Origin of the sequence: Allobosea vaviloviae (genome assembly GCF_001298265.1) — a bacterium.
Lineage (GTDB): Bacteria > Pseudomonadota > Alphaproteobacteria > Rhizobiales > Beijerinckiaceae > Allobosea > Allobosea vaviloviae_B.
This window is the reverse complement of the sequence record NZ_LGSZ01000028.1, coordinates 113,852-139,343: the sequence shown is the minus strand read 5'-3', so window position 1 is coordinate 139,343 and position 25,492 is coordinate 113,852. Positions and strand designations below refer to the sequence as shown.

Below are 25,492 nucleotides of genomic sequence, written 5' to 3'. Positions count from 1 at the left end.
CAGAAAACCGCGAAAAGCGGATCATCCCCGGAGGAGACACCATGACTATCCTGCTTTCGCGCCGTGCGCTCAGTGCCCTGCTCGTCACGACCAGCCTCGCCTTCGCGGCGCCCGCCCTCGCCCAGAACGAGATCAAGATCGGATACAATGCCGATCAATCGGCCAGCGGCGTGGCAGAGCTCGGCATAGCCGGGCTCTACGGCTTCCAGGCCGCGATCGAGGACATCAATGCCAAGGGAGGCGTGCTCGGGCGCAAGCTCGTCGGCGTCGTCCGCGACGACGTCGCCTCGCCGCCCAAGTCGATCCAGAACATGAACGAGCTGATCGACAACGAGAAGGTCGCGGCCGTCGTCGGGCCGACCAACTCCGGCAACGCGCTGGCCTGGCTGCACATCCCGCAGCAGAAGAAGGTCCCGGTCGTCTCCCATGTCGCGACCGCGACCGACATCACGGCGCGCTACATGAAGGAGCCGCAGAACTACATCTTCCGCGTCTCGATGGTGGATCGCGAGCAACTCGCCTTGCTCGCCGCCTATGCGATCAAGGCCACCAAGACCAAGAACATCGCCATCATCGCCGATACGACCGGCTATGGCCAGGCCGCGACCAAGGACCTGCTGGAGATTCTGACGCTGCATGGCATCAAGCCGGTGGCGATCGAGAAGTTCGGTCCCAAGGACACCGACATGACCTCGCAGCTCGCCAAGGTGAAGGCAGCGGGCGCCGACATGGTGATCTCCGGCTCGCTCGGCGATGCAACGGCGCAGGTGCTGAAGAGCATGGAGAAGATGGATTATTATCCCGGCCTGCTCTCGACCTGGGGCTCGATCAACACGCCGCTGATCAACATCGCCGGCCCGAAGCTGGCGGAGAAGACCATCTTCGCGGCCTCGACGACCGAGGATGCCAACGAACGGGCCGTGGCTTTGCACAAGCGGCTGATCGCCAAGCACCCCAACATGCCGGCCTTCGTCTCGGCGGCGCAGGGCTATGACGCGGTGACGCTGATTGCGGCTGCCATCGCCCAGGCCAACAGCACGGATGGCGAGAAGATCCAGCAGGCTTTGGAAAACCTCGGCAAGGTCCAGGGCATCATCAAGGCCTATGACAAGCCGTTCTCCAAGGAGCAGCACGAGGCACTCGGTGTCGCCGACTTCCACCTGGCGCAGTGGAAGGACGGGCGCGTCGTCAAGGTCGACAACGAGATCGTCAAAGCCCTGACGGCGGCCGATCTCAAGCGCTGACGGCGGTACGCTTCACTCCAACGCGCCGTCATCCCGGGCGACCGCAGGGAGACCCGGGATCCATGCCGGAACGGTTCAGGCATGGATCCCGGGTCCTCGCTGGGCTCAGCCCGGGATGACGGAATTGCTTTAAGACGGACGGCGCGGAGACGAGATGACGGCAATCCTTCAGGCGCTGGCGAGCGGACTGGCGCTGGGCGCGATCTACGGCCTGATCGCGCTCGGCTTCAACATCACCTACGCCACGACCAAGACCTTCAACTTCGGCCAGGGTGCCTTTCTGGTGCCAGGCAGCCTGGTCGGCGTCTCGCTCCTGCTGCTGGCCGCCGGCAAGCCGCATTGGGGCAACCTCGCCCCCTCCGAGATGACGCTTCTGAGCTACGCCCTTGCCACGCTGGCCAGCGTCGCGGTCGTGGGAGCCATCGGCATCCTGCTCTATTACTGCGCGATCAAGCCCTTCGTCGGGGCCGGTGGCCTGAACTGGGTGCTGAGCACGATTGGTTTCGGCATCATCCTGCAGAACGCGGCGCTGGCGGTTTGGGGCCCTGCCTCGATCGCGGTACCCTCGCCGCTCGGCAACGAGGTCTGGCGCATCGCTGGGGCCGGCATCCGCCCGCAGGAGGTGTTGATCGCGGGCGTCGCGATTTCGGTCATGGTCGGGCTCGATATCGTCCTCCGCAAGACCCGCTTCGGCAAGGCCCTGCGCGCCGTCGCCTTCAATCCGCAGGCCGCCGCGATCGTCGGCATCAATGTCGAAAAGATCGTCATCATCGCCTTCGTGATCTCGTCCTCGCTGGCGGGATTGGCGGGCATGCTGATCGCCCCCATCACCACAGCCTCGGTCTTCATCGGGCTCGGCGTTGCGCTCAAGGCCTTTTCCGCGGCAATCGTCGGTGGGCTGACCAGCCCGCGCGGCTGCATGCTCGGCGGCTTCCTGCTCGGCATCATCGAGGCGCTGGTCGGGCTCTGGCGCGCCGAAATGCGCGAGATCACCATCTTCCTGCTGATCATCATCGTGCTCGTGCTGCGGCCTGGCGGCCTCATGGGCGCGCGCAGCGTGGAGAAGATCTGATGGGTCTCGTCCACGGCCTCTCGCTCGCTCTGCTGGCAGCCGCGCTCGCGCTGCTGCCAGCATTGCCGCTCAACGACTTCCATCTCCAGATCCTGTTCACGATCGGCGTGAACTACCTTGCCGCGGCGGGCCTCAACGTGCTGGTCGGCTATGCCGGGCAGAAATCGCTCGGCCATGCCGGCCTCTTCGCCGTCGGCGCCTATACGGCGGCCATCGCCAGCGTCGAATGGGGCATCAGCCCGTGGGCGTCGCTGCTGCTCGCCTGCGGCTTTGGGGCGGTCTTCGGGCTGGTCATCGCCCTGCCATCGGTCAGGGTCTCGGGGCCAAGCCTGGCCATGGTAACGATCGGCTTCGGCATCGTGGTCGAGAAGATCGTCACCGAGTGGACCGACATCTTCAAGGGCCAGGCGGGCCTCTACGGCATCAGCGCGCCCTCGATCGCGGGGCGCAGTTTCACCAACCTGCACTGGGTCTGGTTCGTCGGCGCGCTCTGCATCGTGACGCATCTGATGCTGCGCTCGCTGCTGAGGGGCCGCTATGGCCGCGCCTTCCTGGCGGTGCAGATGGCCGAGCCCGCTGCGCAATCGGTCGGCATCTCGGTCTCGCGCTACAAGACGCTGGCCTTCGTCGTCTCGGCGGTGACCTGCGCGCTGGCTGGCGCCGTGGTGGCGCAGCAGAACCAGTATTTCAACTCCGACTTCATCACCTTCAACCTGTCGATCTTCTTCCTCGTCGTGGTGATCTTCGGCGGCTCGGGCTCGATCTACGGCCCGCTGCTGGGCTCGGTGGTGTTGACCCTGCTCGACGCCTGGCTGGCGCGCTGGCCGGCGCTCCAGCATTTCAGCTATGGCGCGCTGCTGCTGTTCTCGCTCTATCTGATGCCCAATGGCCTGGCCGGCGCGCTCGGCGCGCTGTTCCGGGGTCGCCCGAAAATCTTCGATCGTTCGCAGGCCGATGCGGGGGTCTCGGTTCTCGCGGCGCGTCCGTCGGCAGGCGACGGCAGCGCACTCCTCGTCGTTGCCGATCTCCACAAGGCCTATGGCGGCATCGTGCCGGTCAACCATGTCGGTTTCACCATCGGCGCGGGCAAGGTCCATGCGCTGATCGGCCCTAACGGCGCCGGCAAGACCACCCTGCTCAACCTGCTGTCGGGCCATGTCGCGCCCGACAGCGGCTCGATCCGCTTTCAAGGGCAGGAACTGGCGGGTCAGCCTGCGCACCGCGTCGCGAGTCTCGGCATCGCCCGCACCTTCCAGAACCTGAAGCTGTTCGGCGATCTCTCGGCGCTCGACAACGTCCTGCTCGGCGCGCATCGCCATGTCGAGGCGAGCTTTCCCGCTGCGCTGCTCGGGCTGCCGGCGAGCCGGCGCGCCGAAGCCCAGGCCCGGGCCGATGCGCTGGCGCTGCTGGCCGATCTCGGCCTCGGCGAGCGTGCCTTCGAGCCAGCCAGGAGCCTGCCCTACGGCCTGCAGCGGCGGCTCGAGATCGCGCGTGCGCTGGCCTCCCGGCCGAAGCTGCTTCTGCTGGATGAGCCGGCAGCGGGCCTCAACCCGCAGGAGACGCATGAACTTGGCGACGTCATCAAACGCATCCAGACGGCAGGCGTCACCGTGCTCCTGATCGAGCACCACATGGACCTCGTCATGGGCATCTCGCAGCATGTGCTGGTGCTGGACTACGGCGCGCTCATCGCCGAGGGCGCGCCCGACGCGATCCGCAAGAACCCCCGCGTCATCGCCGCCTATCTCGGCGCCGACGAGGATGCCGCAACCGTCGCGGAGAGCGTCGCATGAACATGCTCCGCATCGACGATCTCTGCGTGCGCTACGGCGCGATCGAGGCGCTGAGGGGCATCTCTCTGCAAGTCGCAGCCGGCGAGATCGTCACGCTGATCGGCGGCAACGGCGCCGGCAAGTCGACGCTGATGCGCGCCATCGCCGGGTTGGTGAAGCCGGCCTCGGGCACGATCACCTTCGAGGGCCGCACGATCACCGGGATCAGGCCGCATCATTGCGTCCGGCTCGGCATCGGCCATTCGCCGGAGGGCAGGCTCGTCTTCGGTGACCAAAGCGTGCGCGACAACCTCATGCTGGGCGCCTATGCCCGCGACGACTCGGACGCCATCGCCAGCGACATCGACAAATACTTCGCCGTGTTCCCCCGCCTGGCCGAGCGTCAAGACCAGCAGGCCGGCACCTTGTCGGGCGGCGAGCAGCAGATGCTGGCGATCGCGCGGGCGCTGATGAGCCGGCCGAAACTGCTGCTGCTGGACGAGCCGTCGCTCGGCCTGGCGCCGCTGATCGTCAAGGAGGTCTTCGCGGTGATCCGGCAGCTGCGCGAGGAGGGCGTCACCATCCTGCTGGTCGAGCAGATGGCCAACCTAGCGCTCACTGTGGCCGACCGCGCCTATGTCATCGAGACCGGGCGGATCACGCTGGAGGGCACGGGCGCGCAGTTGTTGCGCGACGAACGCGTCCGCTCGGCTTATCTCGGCGCCTGACATGACGAAACGGCGCGTCCAAATTGTCGAGGTCGGCCCGCGCGACGGCTTGCAGAACGAGAAGACCCTTGTCGCGACGGCAGACAAGATCGCGCTGGTTGGCATGCTCGCCGATGCTGGTCTGTGTCGGATCGAGGCGACCGCCTTCGTATCGCCGCGCTGGGTGCCGCAGATGGCCGATCATGACGCGATGCTGCGCAACCTGCCGCGCCGCGCCGGCGTGGTTCATTCCGCCCTCGTCCCGAACGAAAAGGGCGCCCAGGCAGCGCTGGCCGCCGGCGCGCAGGCGCTCGCCGTCTTCACGGCAGCGTCCGAGACATTTTCACAGAAGAACACCAACTGTACGATCACGGAGGGCATCGCCCGCTTCGAGCCGGTGCTCGCGCTTGCGCGCCAGGCCGGCGTCCCGGTGCGCGCTTACGTCTCCTGTGCGCTCGACTGTCCCTATGAGGGCGAGATCGCGCCCCATGTGGTGGCCGACGTCTGCGCCCGCCTTCACGGCATCGGCTGTGACGAGATCGCGGTTTCCGACACGATCGGGCGCGGTACCCCGCAGCGGACGGCCCGGATGGTCGAGGCGACGTCGCGCATGGTGCCCGTTGCGCAGCTCGCCGGACATTTTCACGACACATATGGCCGCGCCATCGACAATGTCGCCGCAGCCTGGAGCCTGGGCGTCGGCATTTTCGACGGCGCCGTCGGCGGGCTCGGCGGCTGTCCCTATGCACCCGGCGCCGGCGGCAATCTCGCCACAGAGGCACTGGTCGTGCATTTCGAGGCTCTGGGTATCGAGACGGGGATCGACATGGCGGTCCTGCAGAATATCGCTTTTTGGGTCCGTTCTCTCGCGAGCATAGATGCCGGTTCGCGAAACCGGCATGAGGTCACCCCTGCAGCCGGTTTACCAAGTCAAGCGCAGGTCCGCCTCCCGCCGTCCTGATTGGGTTTTTGAGGCCCCACTCTCGTGTGCTTGGAAGACCGCTTAGGAGCTTGTCGTGGCCTGCAGCAGGTTACGTGGACACCGAGATTGGGTGTTTGGACTGCCCCCGGTCCGTTAGACATCGCCGACCTATCCTTGGACTGCCCCCGGTCCCGTGCCTCAGCCCTGTGCCCCAGTTGGGGACAAAAGCTACTCAGCCAGGACGACAGGCCGTCTTTTCAATGACTTCGGATGGCTGGCTGGGGCGGGAGGATTCGAACCTCCGAATGGCGGTACCAAAAACCGCTGCCTTACCACTTGGCGACGCCCCAATGTGCCGCGCCTTCTAGAACGCGTCGGGGCCGTGCGCAACCTGTCAGATCGGCGCTGCGGAACCGAAAGCCAGCGCGGCGAAAGGTGACGCCGACAGATGCCGCGGATAATTCGTCATCGAGAGGCGTGGTGCCTGTTGCGCGGCGGCGCTGCGCTGGCTATAAGCCCGCCACCAGTCAATCGGAGTGTGGCTCAGCCTGGTAGAGCACCTCGTTCGGGACGAGGGGGTCGCAGGTTCAAATCCTGCCACTCCGACCAAAATTTCCCGTTGATTTCACGATCTGCCAAATCAGCCCTTCGGGGCTTTTTTGCTGTCTGGGCGTTTTGCCGCCGGCAATGTCGATGGCTGTGTCAACCGGCCTCGGGCCAGGACGGTGTCGTCGCGGTAGCTGCCCATGTGGTCATCGCGGCGCTTGCCCGCTAGGGTAAGCCGACACCACCAGCGGAATCGATCATGAAGCGCGCCCTGCACCTCCTCGGCATTCTCGGACTGGCGACGCTGCTCGCGGGTTGCGACAAATGCGGCAATCTCGGCCCGTTCTTCTCCGGTCCGCAGCCGACGACCTGCAGCGGTTCCAGCCCTAACGGCTGAGTGGCGCTTCCCCGACCTGTCCTTTCGACCACACCGATATGAAAAAGGCCGGGGCGATGCCCCGGCCTGGAGATGTCCGTCCTATGGCTGGAATCAGCCGCGGCGTTGCAGCAGCGACCAGCCGGCGCGGGCCAGGCAGGCGACCAGTGCGAGCTTGACGAGATCGCCGATGATGAAGGGCTGGACGCCATAGGCGAAGGCCTTGGCGAAGCCGACGCCGGTCGTGCCGGCGGCCATCTGGGCGCCGAAGGCGAGCCAGCCGAAGCCCAGCAGCATCATCACGGTCTCGGCCGCGACGAGGCCCCCGATCAGGCGCGGCAGCGAGGCATCGCGCGCCGCAGCCCAGCCTGCGATGGCGGCAGCCGCCACGAAGCCGACGAGGAAGCCGCCGGTCGGGCCGACGAGATAAAGCGGGCCGGCGGCGACCGGCGGCGTATTGGTGAACACCGGCAGGCCGGCGAGGCCATAGGCGATGTAGAGCGCCACCGTCGCCGCGCCGAGGCGCGAACCGTAAGCCGCGCCCAGCGCCAGCACGGCGAGCGTCTGCAGCGTCATCGGCACCGGCCAGAACGGCACCTTGATCTTGGCGGCGAGCACAAGCAGCAGGCTGCCGGCAACAGCGAGGGCGACATTGCGAAGCAGGGCCGCGCGCGGGCCCGAAATGGCAGGAAGGGCCGCCCCGGCCAGCGTCGGGGCTTGAAGGGGAAGCATATCGGCCATGGGCGTGTCGTCCTGTTCTCGAAGGCCGCGCTGCGCGACCGTCTTTTCCGTCTATAGAAAATGCCGCAAAGCCCCACAAGCCGCATGCGCCCGCATACAGAGGCAGGCGCGATTGCAGAGGCACGCATGAGCAGGGATCACAGATGAGCGACGACGTGCCGGCGAAGGATGACTTGCCCGCGAAGGATGATCTGCCCGCGAAGGATGATCTGCCTTTCGACCGCAGCGCGACGACCCCGGCGGGGGAGGTGGCGCGGCTGTCGCCGCTGGTGCGCCGGCTGATCGCCGGCAATGGCGGCCCCATGACCTTCACCGGGACGTGCAGCTACATCGTCGGCCAGGGCACGGTCGCGATCATCGACCCCGGCCCCGATGACCCCGCCCATGTCGCGCGGCTGCTGAAGGCGGTCGCGGGCGAAACGGTGAGCCATATCGTCGTGACGCATACGCATCGCGACCATTCTCCGGCCGTGCCGGCGCTCAAGGCGGCGACGGGGGCGATCGTCGTCGGCTGCGGCCCGCACCGCGCCGCGCGCGAGTTGGCGGCGGGCGAGGTCAACCGCCTCGATGCCGCCGCCGACCGCGACTATGCGCCGGATCTCGTCATGGCGGATGGCGATGCGATCTCGGGGCAGGGCTGGTCTCTGGCTGCGGTCGAGACGCCCGGCCATACCGCCAACCATCTGGCCTTCACCCTGGCGGAGGAGAAGACCTTGTTCTCCGGTGACCATGTCATGGCCTGGTCGACCACGATCGTCGCTCCGCCCGACGGCTCAATGGCGGCCTATATGGCCTCGATCGACAAGCTGCGGGGGATGGAGCACTCGGTCTACCGGCCAGGTCACGGCGGGCCGGTCGTCGAACCGCAGCGTTTCCTGCGCGGGCTGGTGCAGCATCGGCGCCTGCGGGAGGCGGCGATCCTTGGCCGGCTGCTGGCCGGCGACGAGACCATCGCCGCGATGGTGCCGCCGATCTATCAGGGTCTCGCGACCGCGTTGCACGGCGCAGCGGCCCTGTCGGTGCTGGCCCAGCTCGAGGATCTGGTGCTGCGCGGCGTCGTTTCATGCGACGGGCTGTTGCCCGGGCTGGAGAGCCGCTACCGGCTCGCGTGAGGCTCTCGCCATCCGCGCCCTGGATAACGCTCTAGCGCGTCTCGACCAGCAGCTCGACCTCATCGGCGAAGGCGGCGATCCGTGCCGCGTTGACGCTGAGATCATGCGGGCCGATCCGGGAGGCCGAGCGGATGTCGATGCGGCTGCCATCGGCGCGCGGGCGGACCCGGATGGTGATGTCCTCGGCCGTGCGCAGGATGCGCGAGCGCGCCACGGCCTCGATCCGCCCCGCGCCGCTGCGTCCGCCCGGCCGCGACGATTCGAGCACCTGCCAGCCCCGTGCGAGCGCCGCCCGGCGGGCGATGTCGAAGGCGGTCTCGGCCGGCACTTCGAGCACGATCGGCACCGCCTTGGGGTAGGCCTGGCGCTGGAGGCGGCGACGGTCGGGGGGGACATCGGGCGGCACCCGGCCGGCGCGGGCGTCGAGCGCCACGCGCGAGCGGCTGAAGCCCGGGGGATCATCGATATCGGTCGATATGTCGGCCAGCGCCGGCCGGGTCGCCAGCCGGAAGCCGACATAGGCAGCGGGTGCCAGCATCAGCAGGCAGAGCAGGAAGGCGCCCGACGCCATGCCGACGCCGCGATGGCCCGACTGCCAGATCCGCATGAAGGCCAGCAGCGCCAGCAGCAGCGCCAGCAGCACGACCACATAGGCCGCAGCCACGGGCGCAAGGCCCTCCAGGCTCGGCTCGCCCGTGCGGAAGACCAGGATCGCGAGCAGCAGCACCGCGAGCGCAAACCAGGCCAGCCGCCGGCTCCAAACGGCGGCACGCGAGACGGGCTCCTCGAAGACGAGACGGCGATGCATCGGCCATAGGTGACGCCGCGACGGGCTTTAGGCAAGACCGGGCGGCGGGGCCGGGGCCATCGCTCGACGGCGGGGCTCGTTCCCTTCCCCCCGCTTGCGGTGGGGAAGGGTTAGGGATGGGGGCCGGAAAGCTAGCACTCCACCTTGGATCGTCTCGCCGAGCGGCACTGCCCCCCACCCAACCCTCCCCACCGCAAGCGGGGGGAGGGCTGGAGCCCGCCATCATGGCCTCGTCAGCTTTCAAGCGATCGCCCTGGCGGCAGGGCCGGCAGCTCTCGCCTCCGCCGGCGAGATGGTTTAGGCGTCATCTTCTCATTTTCCGGGATTGACGGGCCGTGCCAGACTCGAAGACAGCGCCGCGCGCAGACGCGACCGAGCCGGACCGCGTCTGGTTCCGATTCATGCGGCTGCATCAGCGCATGCTGATGAAGATGACCGCGCGGGTTCGCGCGCTCGGCCTGTCGATTCCGCAGTTCGACCTGCTTTCGACGCTGACCGAGCGCGAAGGCATCAGCCAGAACGAACTGGCCGAACGGCTCTATGTCACCAAGGGCAATGTCTCGGGTCTGGTCGACAGGCTGGTGCAGGCCGGCCTCGTCGAGCGCCGCGCGATCGCCGGCGATCGCCGCTCCTATGCGATGCACCTGACTCCCGAAGGCCGCCGGCTGGCGGAAGAGGGGATCAAGACTCAGCGCGATTTCGTGGCGCAGACGCTGGGCAAGCTGCCGGAGGGGGATCTGGCGGAACTCGACCGGCTCGTGCTCAACTGGCGCGAACGCGTGCGCGCGATCGACGAAGGCTGAGGCCGAGCCCGTCTTGGCGTCACGTCCTGGCGTCAGGCCGCGACGCTGATCTTCTCGACCGCCTGCCGGCCGCCCGGGAGGTCGCGCATCACGAGGCGCTCGTCGGCGGCGATCTCCCCCAGCATGGTCTCGCCATGGGCGGTGAGGGCGGTGGCCGTTTTCCGGATGAAGACGATGACGGGGCGGTTGCCCGCTTCCGCCCAGCGCTTGAGCTGACCGTAATAGGGTTCCTTGCGCCAGGCCTGCGCCGCGCCTGGATCCGCCTGGACGAAGAGCCAGCGCGTCTGAGCGTCCATGGTGAGCACGAAGCGTGCCTTGTCAGGCTTCCAGTCGGGGCCGAGATAGTCCTGCGTCATCCAGAGGCAGAGGAAGTCGCGGCATTGCTGGGGACGCGCCTCGTAGATCTTGCAGCCGCGCCCGGGCAGGCAATTGGGACACCAGTTGCCTGCGGTGGCCCCGACAGGCGGCACGTCATAGACCTTGCAGCAGAGGGTACAGGTGCCGCAATTGCGCCCTGCAGCGGGCAGGCTCGTCTTCGTCACCGGGTCGATCATGGAACCTCTCTCACGCTCCGCACCGTGGAGAGCGTCACCGGAAATGGCAAGCGGCCGCGGGCCTGCCGTTTCGGGCCCGTCCTGCGGCAGAGTCTGCGTCGATGTGCGTGAAAATCGCTCAGCGCTTGCGTCCCGCGCGGTCTATGCTCCTATCAGCATTCCATAAAGACCGGGAGCCTGCGCGATGCTGTCCAACCTCGCCGTCCGCGACATCGAGACCCTCGTCCACCCCTATACGAACCTCGCGACGCATCGCGAGGTCGGCCCGCTCGTGATCGAGAGCGGCAGGGGCGTCTATGTCACCGATTCCAGCGGCAAGGAATATATCGAGGGCATGGCGGGCCTGTGGTGCACCGCGCTCGGCTACTCCAACCAGGAACTGGTCGAGACCGCCTATGAGCAGATGAAGAAGCTGCCCTTCACGCATATCTTCGGTGGCCGCAGCAACGACCCGGCGATCGAGCTGGCCGAGAAGCTGAAGGAGATCGCGCCCGTGCCGATCTCGAAGGTGTTCTACGGCGCGTCAGGCTCGGACGCCAACGACACCCAGGTGAAGATCGTCTGGTACATGAACAATGCGCTCGGCCGGCCGCAGAAGAAGAAGATCATCTCGCGGCTGAAGGGCTATCACGGCGTCACCGTTGCCTCGGCCTCGCTGACCGGCCTGCCCAACAACCATATCGATTTCGACCTGCCGCTGCCCGGCATCCTGCACACCTCCTGCCCGCACCATTACCGCTTCGCTGAGCCCGGCGAGAGCGAGCTCGACTTCTCGTCGCGGCTCGCCGCCGAGTTGGAAGAGATGATCCTGCGCGAGGGGCCCGATACGGTGGCCGCCTTCATCGCCGAGCCGGTGATGGGCGCGGGCGGCGCGATCACCCCGCCGGAAGGCTATTTCGAGAAGATCAACGCGATCCTGGCGAAATACGACATCCTCTTCATCTCGGACGAGGTCATCACCGGCTTCGGCCGCACCGGCAACATGTTCGGCACCACGACCTATGGCATGGCCGCCGACACCATCTCCTGCGCCAAGCAGATCACCTCGGCCTATTTCCCGCTCAGCGCGGTGATGATGAACGACAAGGTCTATGATGTTCTCGTCGACCAGAGCCGCAAGATCGGCACCTTCGGCCATGGCAACACCTATGCGGGCCATCCCGTCGGCTGCGCCATCGCGGTCAAGACGCTGGAAATCTACCAGCGCGACAGGATCGTCGAGCATGTCCGCGCGGTTGAGCCGACCTTCCTGCGACGGTTGAACAAGCTCGCCGAGCATCCGCTCGTCGGCGAGGCGCGGGGTGTGGGCCTCATCGGCGCGGTGGAGCTCGTCAAGGACAAGCAGACGAAGGCCTCCTTCGAAGTGAAGAAGGGCGTCGGCGCCAAGTCGGTCACCTTCGCGCTGGAGGAGGGGCTCATCACCCGTGCGATGGGCGATCGCGTCGCGTTCTGCCCGCCGATGATCATCACCGAGGCGGAACTCGAGGAGATGTTCGACCGCTACGAGCGCGCGCTGAACAAGACCTTGAATTGGGCCAAGGCCGAAGGCCTGCTCGCTGCCTGACGGCGACTTGCGTTCGGCCGGAGGCTTCCGCCCGCCGGAGCGTGAGTCCGTCCCGACGCAGCCATGTGTTCATGATTATGGCGGCAGGTTGCACAGCGACACATATCGCCTTGAACAGATCATGATGGCGCCGCGGCGCCGTCGCGATCGCCGGTCACGGTGCCAGCATGACGATGACCAGGAACCATCGTCGTTCGTGCAGCCAACCCCATCGGAACCCATGACCCCGTCTCATCCGCGTCGCCAGACGCAAGCGAATGCGAGCTTCCACGATGCCACGGCGAAAGAGGCTTATGCCTCCTGGTTCCGCCCCATCGCTCTGCCTGCCGTTGCCGCCGGAACAAGACGCCCGGCTGCCGCGTTGGACCTCCGTACGAAGGATGCACCATCCCGGCTTGCCGGTGTCCTTCGCAACGGTTTTGACGACTGACCTCCCTAGACCACGTTTCGAGACGCTCCATGTTTGACCGGCGCAGAGTTCTTCAAACTCTCGCCGGTCTTTTTTTGGCCATGTCGGGCACCGGCGCCTACGCCGCCGCATGGGAGCCGAGGCGCCAGATCCTGACACGTTACCGGCTGAAGCCGAGGGGCTGGCCGGAGCGCCGCCGCATGAGGCTGGCGGTGATCTCCGATCTGCATATCGGCTCGCTTCATGTCCCGCTCTCGCGTGTCACCGAGGTCGTCGCCGCGACCAACGCGCTGAAGCCTGATCTCACGCTGCTGCTCGGCGATTTCGTCGCGAGCCGCCGGCGCGTCGCATCCGACCCGCCGATGCGGGACTGGGCGGACGAACTGGCGCGGCTCCAGGCTCGCGACGGCGTCTTCGCCGTGCTCGGCAATCACGACTGGTGGCATGATCCGCAGACGCAGGTCGCGCGCGCCGGCCCCACCCAGGTCGGCGAGGCCCTGCGCGAGGCCGGAATCCCGATGCTGGAGAACCGCGCGCTGCGCTTGGAAACGGTCGATGGGCCGCTCTGGCTGGCGGGGCTCGGCGATCAGATCGCGTTCCTGCCGCACCATCGCGGCCGGCCTGCCGGGATCGATGATCTCGCGGGCACAATGGCGCAGATCGCCGATGACGGCGCCCCCGTGATCATGATGGCGCATGAACCCGACATCTTCGCGCGGATGCCGGATCGCGTGTCGTTGACCCTGTCGGGCCATACCCATGGCGGTCAGGTCAGGCTGTTTGGCTGGGCGCCGATCGTGCCCTCGCGCTATGGCAACCGCTATGGCTACGGTCACATCCACGAGGAGGGGCGCGATCTTGTGGTCTCGGCCGGAATCGGAACCAGCCAATTGCCGATCAGGTTCGGCATTCCGCCGGAGATCGTTCTGGTCGAGCTCGGGAGAGGCTGACGGCGTCAGCCGCCCCGACAGATCAGGTAACGATCACCTTCGTTCCGGCCGGAACCCGGTTGAACAGGTCGATCACGTCGATGTTGCGCATGCGGATGCAGCCCGACGAGGCCGAACGTCCGATCGTCTCCGGTTCGTTGGTGCCGTGGATGCGGTAGAGCGTGTCGTGGCCGTTCTGGTAGAGGTAGAGGGCGCGGGCGCCGAGCGGGTTGTCGGGGCCACCTTCCATGCCACCGGCGCGGGGCGCCAGATGCGGCCAGCGCGCGATCATCTCTGCGGGAGGCGTCCAGCGCGGCCATTCCGCCTTGCGCTGGATCACCGCTTCGCCGGTCCAGCCGAAGGCCTCGTCGCCGGTGGCGACGCCATAGCGGATCGCCTTCTTGTTCGGCAGGACGTAGTAGAGATACTTCTCTCTGGTATCGACCACGATGGTGCCGGGAGCCTGGCCCGTCGGATCGGTGATTTCATAAGGCAGATGCGTGATCTGATGTTCGAACTTCGGCACCAGCGCGATGTACTCGGCGTCACGGGCAGACAGAGCCGGAGCGTTGACGCTCTTGTATTGGCAGGCGCCCAGAAGCGCCGACATCGCCAAGGCAAGGATCACGGTCTGTTTCATGCTGTCCACCAGAGCGGCCCGAAGGCAATCTTTATGCTGAATGCGGGGTTAACGCTTCGTGTCGACCGGGTCCGGAAGGAGCGCCGACAAGATGCCGATGCTCTATGCGCGAAACCTGCACGGCGCAATCAGGTTCCCTTGAAGACGGCCGAACCGGGCGTTTCCCGATCCACCGTGGCAGGACGGCCACGCTTCGCGCCGCCCCGTCGCTGCACGACCCTTCGATTGCTGAAACAAAAGGCCCGACCGTGACGACCTTGCTGATCACGCATCCCTCGAGCCTTCGGCATGAGACGCCGGCGGGTCATCCCGAGCGTCCCGATCGTCTGCGCGCCGTCGAAGCGGCGCTGGAGGATGAGCGCTTTGCCTCGCTGATTCGCGAAAGCGCGCCGCTGGGCACTCTCGACCAGGTGGCGCTCTGCCATCCCAGAGAATTCGGCGAGGCGATCGTCGCCGCCTCGCCGCAAGCCGGGCTCGTCCAGATCGATGGCGACACGCTGATGTCGCCGGGAACGGTCGATGCCGTGCTGCATGGCGTCGGTGCCGCGGTCCAGGCGGTCGATGAGGTGATGTCGGGTTTCGTTGCCAACGCCTTTTGTGCGATGCGCCCGCCGGGCCACCACGCCGAGAGCGTCAAGGCCATGGGGTTCTGCTTCTTCAACAATGCGGCCATCGCGGCGCGTCATGCGCAGCGGCAGCACGGCGCGCAGCGCGTGGCGATCATCGATTGGGACGTCCATCACGGCAACGGCACGCAGGAAATCTTCTGGGACGATGCGAGCGTGCTTTATGCCTCGACCCATGAGATGCCGCTCTATCCCGGTACGGGCGCGGCCTCCGAGCGTGGACAGCACGGCACCATCGTCAATGCGCCGCTGCGCGCAGGCGACGGCTCGGACGCCTTCCGCGAGGCGATGGAGACGGCACTGCTGCCGCGCATCGATGCTTTTGCGCCGGACCTCCTCATCATATCGGCCGGCTTCGACGCGCATTGGCGCGACCCGCTCGCCAACCTCAATCTGAAAGAGTCCGATTTCGCCTGGGCGACCCAGAAGCTGATGGCGATCGCGGACCGGCATTGCGCGGGACGAGTCGTTTCGATCCTCGAAGGCGGCTACGACCTCGAGGGGCTGTCCCGTTCGGCCGCCGCCCATGTCATGGCGCTGATGCGGGGCTGATCCCGGCCGCGCTGCTCGGTGCGTCGACATCACGCGACGTTCATCGCGGGTTCAGTCGTGCCGGCGCATCACAAACGTGCTAGTGGAACGCTGTGTTGCGGCGGTCGCTCGGCCGGGGGGCTCGATTCGAGAAACGCATGAGCTTGCGATTCCGGGTCTAAAATGAAGGTGCGTGACAGGTCTTGATCGCATGATGGAGCGCGCCAGCCGGTGTCGCTCGCCAATGCGCTGGCCTGATCCGAGCGGGGCGCGATGAACGACATGAGCAAGCTGTCGGCGACGACAGATATCGCGGCCGCGAACCCGCTCGCCATGCTGGCGGGCGAGCGACGGCCGGACCTCCTCCGCGATGAAGTTCTGGGCGAGATTTTCGCGGCGACCGTGGCGGAACGGGCTGCGCATCCGGCCCTGGTCGATGCGTCGCGGCGGCTGAGCTATGACGAGGTCTGGGCGGCCGCGGGCCGTCAGGCGCGCGGGCTTGCGCTGGCGGGCGTCGGGCCCGGCGATCTGGTCGGGCTGTGGATGCCGCGCGGCATCGACCTGCTGATCGCGCAGATCGCCATCACGCGTGCGGGCGCGGCCTGGGTGCCGTTCGACGCGGAGGCGCCGGTCGACCGTATCGCCGTCTGCCTGACTGACGCCGAAGCCAAGGGCATCGTCACCGCATCAGACTGGCAGGGGCGTGCCGCGGCGACGGAGCGCACCGTCTGGACGCCGGAGGCCTTGGCGGCCGCCGACGACGGCGTGGCCATGCCGGCCCGTGCGGCCGGTCTGACCCAGGATCACCCCGCCTATCTGATCTACACCTCAGGCTCGACCGGCACGCCGAAGGCGATCGTCATCAGCCATCGCAACATCTGCCATTTCCTGCGCTCCGGCAACGCGCTGTATGGCATTGATGGCGACGACATCGTCTTCCAGGGGGCATCGGTCGCCTTCGACCTGTCGATGGAAGAGATCTGGACGCCCTATCTCGCCGGCGCCACCCTCTATGTCGCCTCGCCCGAGACGATGGGCGATGCCGAGAAGCTGCCGGCGCTGCTGACTGAAGCCGGCGTCACCGTCATCGACACGGTGCCGACGCTGCTCGGCATCCTCCCAGCGGATGTGCCGTCGCTGAAGCTGATCCTGCTCGGCGGCGAGGCGCTGCCGCCCGCGACCGTGCAGAAATGGTCGAAGCCCGGCCGGCGCATTCTCAACACCTATGGCCCGACGGAAGCGACCGTGGTCGCGACAGCGACCGAGGTCGTGCCCGGCGAGATCGTCACGATCGGCCGGCCGATCGCCAACTACACCGCCTATATCGTCAACGAGGCGATGGAGGTGGTCGGCCCCGGCGAGCAGGGCGAATTGCTGATCGGCGGCCCCGGCATCGCCAGGGGCTATCACGGCCGGCCAGAGCTCACGGCCGAGAAGTTCATCGCCAACCCGTTCGCCAACCCGTTCGGCGATGACGGCGATCCGATTCTGTACCGCTCGGGTGACGCGGTCAGCCTCGACGGCAACGGCAACATCGTCTTCCACGGCCGCATCGACGACCAGATCAAGATTCGCGGCTTCCGCGTCGAACTGGGCGAGATCGAATCGAAGCTGGCCGACGAGCCCGGGGTCCACCAGGCCGCCGTGGTGCTGCGCATCGATGACGAGATCGAGCGGCTTGTCGCCTTCGTCGTCGCCGAGCCCGGCGTCGCGGTCGATGGCGCGGCGCTGCGCGCTTCGCTACGCGACCAGCTGCCGCCCTATATGGTGCCGGCGCATTTCGAGGCGGTGGGCTCGCTGCCGCGCATGGTCTCCGGCAAGGTCGACCGCCGGATGCTGAAGGCCGCGCCGCTGACCGCGCCGAGTTCGGCCGGCGAGCAGGAGCCGCCGCGCAATGCGACGGAAGCCGCGCTTCTGGAAGCCGCCAAGCGCGTGCTGGGCGCGTCGAGCCTGCCGTTGGAGGCTGATTTCTTCGTCGATCTCGGTGGCCATTCGCTGCTGGCGGCGCGTTTCATCTCGATCGTCCGGGAGACGCCGGCCTTCGCCGGGATCACGCTTCAGGACGTCTACGGCGCACGCACGCTTCGCGGCATGGCTGCGCTGCTCGACGGGCGCGGCATCGCCGAGGCTGAAGACCTCTCCTTCACGGCGCCGCCCTTCATGCGGCGCTTCCTCTGCGGGCTGGCGCAGGCCGTTGCGCTGCCGGTCATTATCGGCCTGTCGACGGCGCAGTGGCTGGGCATCTTCGTCACCTATATGATCCTGTCGGGCGAGGATCTGCCGCTGCTCGGCCAGATCGCGGCGCTGCTCGGCGTCTATGTCGCCCTCACCATCGTCACCGGCCTGATCGCGATCGCGCTGAAATGGCTCGTGCTCGGCCGCACCAAGCCAGGAGTCTATCCGCTCTGGGGCGTTTATTATTTCCGCTGGTGGTTCGCCGCCCGCGTCGCCGGCCTGGTCCACATCAAATGGCTGCAGGGCACGCCGGTGATGCGGATGTACTGGCGGCTGCTCGGCGCCAAGGTCGGGCGCGACGTCATCATCTCCGACTATGAGGCCGGCGCGATCGACCTGATCGAGATCGGCGACAATTCGACCTTCGGCTCGAAGACCACCTTCGCCAATGGCGAGGCGATCGGCGACAAGCTGATCATCGGCCGCATCACCATCGGCAGCGATGTCTGCGCCGGTGCTTCGGTGGTGCTCGGGCATGGCAGCGTAATCGGCGACCACGCCGAAATCGGCGATCTGACCGCGATTGCGCCCCACACGCGCGTCGGAGAGGCTGAGATCTGGGACGGTTCTCCCGGCCGCAAGATCGGGATGGTCGATCTGGCCTCGCTGCCGGAGCAGGCCCAGGCCAGCCCGCTGCGGCGCGCCGCGATGACGGCATTCTATGCGCTGATGCTGATCGTGGTGCCGCCGATCAGCCTTCTGCCGATCTTCCCGGCCTTCTGGCTGTTCGACCAGATCGACGACTGGATCTCAACCTGGTCCGAGATCAGCTATCTCTGGTATCTGCCGCTGCTGACCTGGCCAACCGCGATCGGACTCATCGCCTTCACCGTGCTGCTGATGGCCGGCCTGCGCTGGGCGATCCTGCCGCGCGTAACCTCGGGCTCCTACTCCATCCATTCCAGCTTCTACGCGCGCAAATGGACCGTGGCGCTGGCGACCGAGGTGACGCTGGAGACGCTGTCGTCGCTGTTTGCGACGATCTACATGCGGGCCTGGTACCGGCTGATGGGAGCCAAGATCGGCCAGGGCGCGGAGATCTCGACAAACCTGTCGGGGCGGTATGACCTGACCGGGATCGGCTCCGGAAACTTCATCGCCGACGAGGTCGTCTTCGGCGACGAGGACATGCGGCGCGGCTATATGCGCCTGGACATGACCAGAACCGGCGAGCAGGTCTTCGTCGGCAACGACGCTGTCGTGCCGCCCGGCGCGATCATCCCTGACCGCGTGCTGATCGGCATCAAGTCGAAGCCGCCGGCCAACGACCAGATGCAGCCAGGCGACACCTGGTTCGGCTCGCCGCCGATCAAGCTGCCGACACGGCAGAAGGTCGATCTCGGGGCCGACTGGACCTACAAGCCGTCGCTGCGCAAGCAGGTCGCGCGCGGCGTGTTCGAGGCGCTGCACACATCGTTTCCGGCGATGCTGTTCATCACTTTCGGAACGCTCGCCGTCGATCTCGTGCTTCAGCGCAAGATCAACGAGCACGACTGGGTCGGGCTCGTCCTGTCCTTCATGGGCGTCGCCATGTTGATCGCGATCGCGCAGGCGCTGATCTGCGCTGCGATCAAATGGCTGATGATGGGCGTCTACAAGCCGGTGATGAAGCCAATGTGGTCGTTCTGGGCGATGCGCACCGAGGCCGTGGCCGTGATGTACTGGGGCCTCGGCGGCAAGGTGTTGTTCGACTATCTGCGTGGGACGCCGTTCCTGCCCTGGTTCCTCATGCTGTTCGGGGCAAAATACGGCAAGGGCGTCTGGTTGGACTCGACGGATATCACCGAGTTCGACTGCATCAACGTCGGCGATTTTTGCACCGTTAACGCTCATTCGGCCCTGCAGACGCATCTCTACGAGGATCGCGTCATGAAGGTCGGCCGGGTGAAGCTTGGCCGGGGCGTCTGCGTCGGCGCGGGCGCGACGGTGCTCTACGACACCCATGTCGGCGACTACGCGCAGGTCGGGCTGCTGACGGTGATCATGAAGGGCGAGAACCTGCCGGCGCATACGCGCTGGGAGGGGGCTCCGGCAGTGCCGGCGAAGGCGCCCGCCGGGCATTGAGGCGTACGCCTCCGGGCCTTCGCTACGGCAGCGACGGCACGAATTCTGTCAGCACGCCGAGGCCGGCTCCGGCTTCGGCTTGCCTTACGTCGCGCGTACAGAGCTTGATGGCTTGGCTCGATGCAATCGCGAGATGAAGCGCGTCACCTGCCCGCAGGCGGGTTGAAGCGCGGTTGGCGAAGGTTGCAGCCAGCCGAAACTGTTCACGCGTGACGTCGACACATTCGAATTCGCCGCCGATCAGATCGCCAAGTTTGGCAAGGGCCGTTCCTTGCGCCACCACATCAATCTGATTTGTGCGGAGCTTGATCGACAACGCTGCCGAGAATTCAGCCACGACCCAATCGCTCACGACGAAACGATCCGAATTGTGAGCGCTCAGCCATTCGAGCACGGCTTCCGAACCGGGTTCCGTAACAAGCGCGGTCACAACGAGCGACGTGTCAAGATACAGTCTCAATAGCGCTCCTCGTCACGCATCCGGCTCATGAAGGTGCCGCTGTCTTCCTTCTGCATTGGCATCATCGCCTGATGCGCCCGGAGCTTCTCAATATCGAGCGGCTTCCTAGGCTTCTCGATGGCGGTCAATTGCGCGACAGGCTTGCCGTGTCGCGTGATGCAGACGTTTTCGCCAGCTTCGACGGCATCAACTAGCGCGCTCAGTTGCGCTTTGGCTTCGGCAAGTGCAACAGATCTCATACCGATCTCCTGACCAGATTATTGGTCAGATTTATCATCGTTGCGTTCGTCTGCCAAGCCTACACGACAGCTTGCAGGACTTTGACGTTCCCGCATTCCAGCTTATGAGCCTGCCTAGCAATCTGTCAGGCTTCCCCATGTCCCACAACAGTTTCGGCCATCTCTTCCGCGTCACCACCTTCGGCGAGAGCCATGGGCCGGCGATCGGCTGCGTCGTCGATGGCTGCCCGCCGCTGCTGCCGCTGAGCGAAGCCGACATCCAGGGCGATCTCGACCGCCGGCGGCCGGGCCAGTCGCGCTTCACCACCCAGCGGCAGGAGCCCGACCAGGTCCGCATCGTCTCGGGCGTGTTCGCCCGCGAGCATGACGGCGTGCAGGTCACCACCGGCACCTCGATCGGGCTGATGATCGACAATGTCGACCAGCGATCGAAGGATTATTCCGAGATCAAGGACAAGTACCGGCCGGGACACGCCGATTTCACCTATGACGTGAAATACGGCATCCGCGACTATCGCGGTGGCGGGCGCTCCTCCGCCCGCGAGACGGCGATGCGGGTGGCGGCCGGCGCGATCGCGCGCAAGGTCGTGCCCGGGATGATCGTGCGCGGCGCACTGGTGCAGATGGGGCCGCACAAGATCGACCGCGCCAACTGGGACTGGGACGAGGTCGGCAACAACCCGTTCTTCTGTCCCGACGCGAAGGCCGCGCAGTTGTTCGAGGGCTATCTCGACGGCGTCAGGAAATCCGGCTCCTCGATCGGGGCGGTGCTCGAGATCGTCGCCGAGGGCGTGCCTGCCGGCCTGGGCGCGCCGATCTACGCCAAGCTCGATGCGGAGATCGCGTCCGCGCTGATGAGCATCAATGCGGTCAAGGGTGTCGAGATCGGCGACGGTTTCGGCGCGGCCGAACTGTCGGGCGAGGAGAATGCCGACGAGATGCGCGCCGGCAATGACGGGCGGCCGCTTTTCCTGTCGAACCATGCCGGCGGTATCCTCGGCGGCATCGCGACGGGGCAGCCGATCGTTGCCCGTTTCGCCGTGAAGCCGACCTCCTCGATCCTGGCGACGCGGGCGACCGTGACGCGGACGGGTGGAGAGGCCGAGATGTTCACCAAGGGGCGTCACGACCCTTGCGTCGGAATCCGCGCCGTGCCGGTCGGCGAAGCGATGGTCGCCTGCGTGCTGGCCGACCAGTATCTGCGCCACCGGGCGCAAGTGGGCGTGGTCGAGCCGCGCTGGCCGTTCCAGGAGTAGCCGGGCGTCTCTCTCGGGTCGCGGCCGCACATGACCGCGCGGCTTGCATTTCAGCAATACTGAAAATGCGTTTCGAATTCATTGCCACTGAAGCCGCCCTGCGCTAGCCTGCCGGGCATGAAACTCGACGCCTGGCTCAAACAGACCCATACCAGCCGCAGCGCTTTTGCGCGGCAGGTCGGCCTGTCGCCGGCCAGCGTGACGGCGCTCTGCAACGACCAGACCGCCTGGATCTCGCGCGAAAGCGCCGAGCGCATCGCCGCCGCCACGGGCGGTTCCGTCACTCCCAATGATTTCCTCGGCCTCGTCGGGCCGCGCGAGGCCAGCATGTCCAACACCGTCACTGCCACCATCGAAGCCTTCGCCCGCGGCGAAATCGTCATCGTCACCGATGACGACGACCGTGAGAACGAGGGCGATCTCATCGTCGCAGCCTCGCTCTGCACGCCCGAGAAGATGGCGTTCATCATCCGCAACACCTGCGGCATCGTCTGCGCGCCGCTGACCTCGTCCGAGGCGCGGCGGCTGCGGCTCGACCCGATGGTCTCGTCGAACGATGCACCGCTGGGCACCGCCTTCACCATCACCGTCGACGTCAAGCACGGGCTGACCACCGGCATCTCGGCCGAGCAGCGCTGCAACACGGTGCGCGCGCTCGCCAACGGCAATATGGGCGCGACCGATTTCGTGCGGCCGGGCCATGTCTTCCCGCTGATCGCGAGGGATGGCGGCGTGCTGATGCGCTCCGGGCATACCGAGGCGGCTGTCGACCTCTGCAAGCTCGCCGAACTGCCGCAAGTCGGCGTGATCTGCGAACTCGCCAATGACGACGGCACCGTGATGAAGGGCGCGCAGATCACGGCCTTCGCCCAGAAGCATGGCCTCAAGCAGATCACGGTCGCCGACCTGATCGCCTATCGTCAGTCGCGTGAGAAACTGGTCGAGCGGGTCCACAGCTTCCCGGTCAAGACCGCCTTCGGCGAGATGACCGGCCATGTCTATGTGACGCCCTTCGAGGACACGCAGCATTTTGCCTTCGTGATGGGCAAGATCGGCGACGGCGCCAAGGTGCCGGCGCGGCTGCATCGTGCCGATGTGGTGTCGGATGTCCTGGGCGGCGGCGCTTCGATCCAGTGCGCGCTGCGGCGCTTCCAGCAGGACGGGCGCGGCGTGCTGATCTATCTGCGCGACGGCTCGGCCGGCGTGCCGATCAAGAGCGTCGACGAGGGCTCCGACGCGCAGCGCACGCAGCAATGGCGCGAGGTCGGCCTGGGCGCCCAGATCCTGCGCGATCTCGGGGTCGGCTCGATCATCAATCTCGCCTCGTCGCCGCGTTCCTTCGTGGGCCTGAGCGGCTTCGGCATCGAGATCGCGGAGACGCAGCCGCTCGAATGAGCCGGGCCTGCTAGACCCAGTCGGCGCGATTGCCGGTGACGGTCAGGATCTTGCCCTGCCAGATCTCGACCAGCGCGGCCTTCTGCGGCGGCACCGCGCCGACCAGTGCCAGGATGGCACGGGCGACGCCGCCATGGCTGACGATGACGGTCTCGCGCTGGAGGTCCTCCAGCACGGGCCGGACGCGCTTCGCCAGCATGCCGTAGCTTTCGCCGCCGGGCGGCACGAAGCTCCATTTGTCGCGCTCGCGGAGCTGAGCCTGCTCGCGCTCGGCCTTGCGGATGTCGCGCCAGGTGAAGCCTTCCCAGGAGCCGAAGGTCAGCTCCTTCAGCCGGTCATCGAGGCGGTAGGCGCCCGGCGCCAGATCGAGCTCGGCACGCAGAATGTCCATCGTCTCGCGGGCGCGCTGCATCGGCGAGCCGATGAAATCCAGCGCCGCGAAGCCGGGCTCCAGCGCGCGCAGCCGCTGCGCCGCCTCGGCCGCCTGCGTCCTGCCGAGATCGTTGAGGGGAATGTCCTGGCCGCCCTGCAGGCGGCCCTCGCGATTCCAGTCGGTCTCGCCATGGCGGATGAGGATGAGCCGGTGCGGGAGCGTGATCGGGAGCATGTCCGGGCTTCTGCACGCTGCCGGGCGCGGCGTCAAAGCGTCGTGCCGGATCGGCGCCATGCGCCGCCGCCATGGCTGCGGCGATCGCTTTCCATTGGCCTGTCGCCGATGGTCGGTCTATAGGCGGCTCTTCGCACCCCGGATGATCCTTCATGCCGCCGGCTCTCACTTTGCCTGATGGTCGCAGGCTCGCCCTCGACGCCGCACCGCTGCTGATGGGCATCGTCAACATCACGCCGGATTCCTTTTCCGACGGCGGAATGCTGCGCAATGCCGCGGATGCAATCGCTCATGGCGAAAAACTGGCCGCGGACGGCGCCGACATCATCGATATCGGCGGTGAATCGACCCGGCCAGGCCACGCTCCTCTCGATGCCGCGACAGAACTCGGACGCGTCCTGCCGGTGATCAAGGGCTTGCGCGAACGGATCGCGACGCCGCTCTCGATCGACAGTTGGAAGGCCGAGGTCGCACAGGCCGCGCTGGCGGCCGGCGCCTCGATCGTCAACGACGTCTGGGGCGCCCAGCGCGATCCGGCGATCGCCGGTGTCGCCGCCAGGCATGGCGCGCCGATCATCCTGATGCACAATCGCGAGACCATCGATCCCGCGCTCGACATTCTGTCGGACGTACTACGCTTCCTCGAGCGCTCGATTTCGATCGCGCTGGCGGTCGGCGTACCGCGCGAGCAGATCGTGGTCGATCCCGGCATCGGCCTGTTCGGCAAGACGCCGGAGCAGTCGGTGCGGCTGATCCGCGAACTGGGCCGGTTGCGTGAACTCGGCTGTCCGATCCTGCTCGGCGCATCCCGCAAATCGGTGATCGGCGTCATCACAGGCCAGAGCGTCCCGGCTGAGCGCGTCATCGGCAGCGTCGCCGCCCATCTCTACGGGGCGACACAGGGAGCGGCCATCATCCGCGCCCACGACATCGGCCAACATGCGCAGGCGTTCAAGGTCTGGGCTGCCATCTCACAGCCCCTGGAGTCCCGCCCGTGAGCGAAACCGGCATCATCCTGATCGAGAAGCTCGATATCTACGCCTATCACGGCTTCTTCTCCGAGGAGGAGCGGCTGGGCCAGCGCTTCGTGCTCGATCTGGCGCTGGAGGTCGACCTGCGTGCTTCCGCCATCAGCGACGCGCTCGCCGATACCGTGAACTACGGCAAGGTCGTGGGCGTTGTGACGGAGGTCTTCACCACAAGCCGCTTCAACCTGCTCGAGGCTGCGGCGCGCGCTGTCGCCCTGGCGGTCCTCGACGGCTTTCCGCCCGTGACGCGCGTCGAGGTCACCTTGCGCAAGCCCGCCCCGCCGATCCACGCCACGCTCGCCAGCGTCGGCATCACGTTGAGCTATCGGCGTGAGAACTGAGGCCGCGCTCGGGCTGGGCGGCAATCTCGGCGATCCGCTGCAATCCTTCGTTGCGGCGCTGCACAGCTTCGCCGGTCATCCTGCAGTCGAGCTGCGCCGCTTTTCGTCGGTCTACCGGACCAAGCCCTGGGGCATCGTCGAGCAGCCCGATTTCCTGAACATGGCGGCGCTGCTGTCGACCGATCTCGGCGAGGTCGAATTGCTCAATCTCTGCATGGAGATCGAACAGGCCAGCGGACGCGAGCGGCGCGAGCGCTGGGGACCACGGACGCTCGACATCGACATCCTGACCTTCGGCGAACTCGTGACCGACCGGCCCAGCCTGCAACTGCCGCATCCGCGCCTGGCGGCGCGCGGCTTCGTTCTCGTGCCCCTGGCCGAGATCGCGCCCGACCTCATGATCGGCGGGCGCAGCGTCGCCGCGCTGAAGGCGGCGATCGAGACCAGCGACGTCGTTCTGGACGAAGAGGAGACGACGAGGCTGCGGGACGCTCTGGGCTGATGCCGCCGG

Annotated in this window: 24 protein-coding genes and 2 tRNA genes; 18 read left to right on the top strand and 8 right to left on the bottom strand. The window is 66.7% G+C overall.

What is annotated here, in order from left to right:
• The first annotated feature begins 41 nt into the window (after positions 1–41).
• From AE618_RS07270 to AE618_RS07250, 5 genes are all read left to right on the top strand, one after another.
• Complete coding sequence (locus tag AE618_RS07270) at positions 42–1,244, top strand: ABC transporter substrate-binding protein (RefSeq protein WP_054208383.1); 1,203 nt, start codon at positions 42–44, stop codon at positions 1,242–1,244.
• A gap of 154 nt (positions 1,245–1,398) precedes the next feature.
• Entirely contained in the window at positions 1,399–2,316 is a 918-nt protein-coding gene (locus tag AE618_RS07265) for a branched-chain amino acid ABC transporter permease (RefSeq protein ID WP_054208382.1), read from the top strand.
• Positions 2,316–4,109, top strand: coding sequence for a branched-chain amino acid ABC transporter ATP-binding protein/permease (locus AE618_RS07260; RefSeq protein ID WP_054208381.1), 1,794 nt, complete (start codon positions 2,316–2,318; stop codon positions 4,107–4,109). Before AE618_RS07265 ends, AE618_RS07260 begins: the two co-directional genes overlap by 1 nt.
• Positions 4,110–4,111: 2 nt before the next feature.
• Positions 4,112–4,816 carry an ABC transporter ATP-binding protein gene (locus AE618_RS07255; RefSeq protein ID WP_054208591.1) on the top strand — a complete coding sequence of 235 codons (705 nt, stop codon included), beginning with the start codon at positions 4,112–4,114 and terminating at the stop codon, positions 4,814–4,816.
• Between the two features lies 1 nt (position 4,817).
• Entirely contained in the window at positions 4,818–5,756 is a 939-nt protein-coding gene (locus AE618_RS07250; protein ID WP_054208380.1) for a hydroxymethylglutaryl-CoA lyase, read from the top strand.
• A gap of 236 nt (positions 5,757–5,992) precedes the next feature.
• Here AE618_RS07250 and AE618_RS07245 read toward each other — a convergent pair.
• Positions 5,993–6,067: transfer RNA gene (locus AE618_RS07245), tRNA-Gln, on the bottom strand.
• Between the two features lie 182 nt (positions 6,068–6,249).
• Between AE618_RS07245 and AE618_RS07240 the strand changes: the two genes are divergently transcribed.
• Together AE618_RS07240 and AE618_RS27870 are read left to right on the top strand one after the other, a co-directional pair.
• A tRNA-Pro gene (locus AE618_RS07240) sits at positions 6,250–6,326 on the top strand.
• A 196-nt stretch (positions 6,327–6,522) separates the two neighbouring features.
• Positions 6,523–6,660: a hypothetical protein gene (locus AE618_RS27870; RefSeq protein WP_156330159.1), complete on the top strand. Its 138-nt coding sequence runs from the start codon at positions 6,523–6,525 to the stop codon at positions 6,658–6,660.
• Between the two features lie 93 nt (positions 6,661–6,753).
• On the opposite strand, the gene AE618_RS07235 is transcribed toward AE618_RS27870, so the two are convergent.
• Positions 6,754–7,380, bottom strand: a complete 627-nt coding sequence (locus AE618_RS07235; RefSeq protein WP_082365071.1) for a biotin transporter BioY — start codon at positions 7,378–7,380, stop codon at positions 6,754–6,756.
• Positions 7,381–7,523: 143 nt separating this feature from the next.
• Here AE618_RS07235 and AE618_RS07230 point away from each other — a divergent pair, with 143 nt between their 5' ends.
• Positions 7,524–8,492: an MBL fold metallo-hydrolase gene (locus AE618_RS07230; protein ID WP_082365070.1), complete on the top strand. Its 969-nt coding sequence runs from the start codon at positions 7,524–7,526 to the stop codon at positions 8,490–8,492.
• Between the two features lie 31 nt (positions 8,493–8,523).
• Here the strand turns inward: AE618_RS07230 and AE618_RS07225 are convergent, their stop codons facing one another.
• Positions 8,524–9,300, bottom strand: coding sequence for a DUF1499 domain-containing protein (locus tag AE618_RS07225; RefSeq protein WP_054208379.1), 777 nt, complete (start codon positions 9,298–9,300; stop codon positions 8,524–8,526).
• Positions 9,301–9,701: 401 nt separating this feature from the next.
• Here AE618_RS07225 and AE618_RS07220 point away from each other — a divergent pair, with 401 nt between their 5' ends.
• Entirely contained in the window at positions 9,702–10,103 is a 402-nt protein-coding gene (locus tag AE618_RS07220; RefSeq protein ID WP_082365094.1) for a MarR family winged helix-turn-helix transcriptional regulator, read from the top strand.
• A 32-nt stretch (positions 10,104–10,135) separates the two neighbouring features.
• Here AE618_RS07220 and AE618_RS07215 read toward each other — a convergent pair whose 3' ends face one another.
• Positions 10,136–10,657 carry a YkgJ family cysteine cluster protein gene (locus tag AE618_RS07215; protein WP_054208377.1) on the bottom strand — a complete coding sequence of 174 codons (522 nt, stop codon included), beginning with the start codon at positions 10,655–10,657 and terminating at the stop codon, positions 10,136–10,138.
• A 184-nt stretch (positions 10,658–10,841) separates the two neighbouring features.
• Here AE618_RS07215 and AE618_RS07210 point away from each other — a divergent pair, with 184 nt between their 5' ends.
• Positions 10,842–12,221: an aspartate aminotransferase family protein gene (locus tag AE618_RS07210; RefSeq protein ID WP_054208376.1), complete on the top strand. Its 1,380-nt coding sequence runs from the start codon at positions 10,842–10,844 to the stop codon at positions 12,219–12,221.
• 510 nt (positions 12,222–12,731) lie between these two features.
• Positions 12,732–13,580 carry a metallophosphoesterase gene (locus tag AE618_RS07205; protein WP_248310784.1) on the top strand — a complete coding sequence of 283 codons (849 nt, stop codon included), beginning with the start codon at positions 12,732–12,734 and terminating at the stop codon, positions 13,578–13,580.
• 22 nt (positions 13,581–13,602) lie between these two features.
• Here AE618_RS07205 and AE618_RS07200 read toward each other — a convergent pair whose 3' ends face one another.
• A complete protein-coding gene (locus tag AE618_RS07200) occupies positions 13,603–14,199 on the bottom strand; it encodes a L,D-transpeptidase (protein ID WP_054208374.1) in 597 nt (198 codons plus the stop codon).
• A gap of 248 nt (positions 14,200–14,447) precedes the next feature.
• On the opposite strand from AE618_RS07200, the gene AE618_RS07195 reads away from it, so the two are divergent.
• Together AE618_RS07195 and AE618_RS07190 are read left to right on the top strand one after the other, a co-directional pair.
• Positions 14,448–15,377, top strand: coding sequence for a histone deacetylase family protein (locus tag AE618_RS07195; RefSeq protein WP_054208373.1), 930 nt, complete (start codon positions 14,448–14,450; stop codon positions 15,375–15,377).
• Positions 15,378–15,629: 252 nt separating this feature from the next.
• Complete coding sequence (locus AE618_RS07190) at positions 15,630–19,655, top strand: Pls/PosA family non-ribosomal peptide synthetase (protein ID WP_054208372.1); 4,026 nt, start codon at positions 15,630–15,632, stop codon at positions 19,653–19,655.
• Positions 19,656–19,677: 22 nt separating this feature from the next.
• Here the strand turns inward: AE618_RS07190 and AE618_RS07185 are convergent, their stop codons facing one another.
• Positions 19,678–20,115 carry a type II toxin-antitoxin system VapC family toxin gene (locus tag AE618_RS07185; RefSeq protein ID WP_082365069.1) on the bottom strand — a complete coding sequence of 146 codons (438 nt, stop codon included), beginning with the start codon at positions 20,113–20,115 and terminating at the stop codon, positions 19,678–19,680.
• Positions 20,112–20,354 carry a type II toxin-antitoxin system Phd/YefM family antitoxin gene (locus AE618_RS07180; RefSeq protein ID WP_054208370.1) on the bottom strand — a complete coding sequence of 81 codons (243 nt, stop codon included), beginning with the start codon at positions 20,352–20,354 and terminating at the stop codon, positions 20,112–20,114. The genes AE618_RS07185 and AE618_RS07180 overlap by 4 nt, the downstream gene beginning before the upstream one ends.
• 137 nt (positions 20,355–20,491) lie before the next feature.
• Between AE618_RS07180 and aroC the strand changes: the two genes are divergently transcribed.
• Positions 20,492–21,610, top strand: a complete 1,119-nt coding sequence (aroC, locus tag AE618_RS07175; RefSeq protein ID WP_054208369.1) for a chorismate synthase — start codon at positions 20,492–20,494, stop codon at positions 21,608–21,610.
• 117 nt (positions 21,611–21,727) lie between these two features.
• The gene (gene ribB / locus AE618_RS07170) at positions 21,728–23,005 is read left to right on the top strand and encodes a 3,4-dihydroxy-2-butanone-4-phosphate synthase (RefSeq protein ID WP_082365068.1); all 1,278 of its coding nucleotides are present in this window, start codon (positions 21,728–21,730) and stop codon (positions 23,003–23,005) included.
• A gap of 10 nt (positions 23,006–23,015) precedes the next feature.
• On the opposite strand, the gene AE618_RS07165 is transcribed toward ribB, so the two are convergent.
• Entirely contained in the window at positions 23,016–23,612 is a 597-nt protein-coding gene (locus AE618_RS07165; protein WP_054208368.1) for a histidine phosphatase family protein, read from the bottom strand.
• A 152-nt stretch (positions 23,613–23,764) separates the two neighbouring features.
• Here AE618_RS07165 and folP point away from each other — a divergent pair, with 152 nt between their 5' ends.
• Genes folP through folK form a run of 3 tightly spaced genes read left to right on the top strand, consistent with a single transcriptional unit; the run spans position 23,765 to position 25,483 of the window.
• Positions 23,765–24,610, top strand: coding sequence for a dihydropteroate synthase (gene folP / locus AE618_RS07160; protein ID WP_054208367.1), 846 nt, complete (start codon positions 23,765–23,767; stop codon positions 24,608–24,610).
• The gene (gene folB / locus AE618_RS07155; protein ID WP_054208366.1) at positions 24,607–24,981 is read left to right on the top strand and encodes a dihydroneopterin aldolase; all 375 of its coding nucleotides are present in this window, start codon (positions 24,607–24,609) and stop codon (positions 24,979–24,981) included. The genes folP and folB overlap by 4 nt, the downstream gene beginning before the upstream one ends.
• Positions 24,971–25,483: a 2-amino-4-hydroxy-6-hydroxymethyldihydropteridine diphosphokinase gene (gene folK / locus AE618_RS07150; protein ID WP_248310783.1), complete on the top strand. Its 513-nt coding sequence runs from the start codon at positions 24,971–24,973 to the stop codon at positions 25,481–25,483. Before folB ends, folK begins: the two co-directional genes overlap by 11 nt.
• The last annotated feature ends 9 nt before the right edge of the window (positions 25,484–25,492 follow it).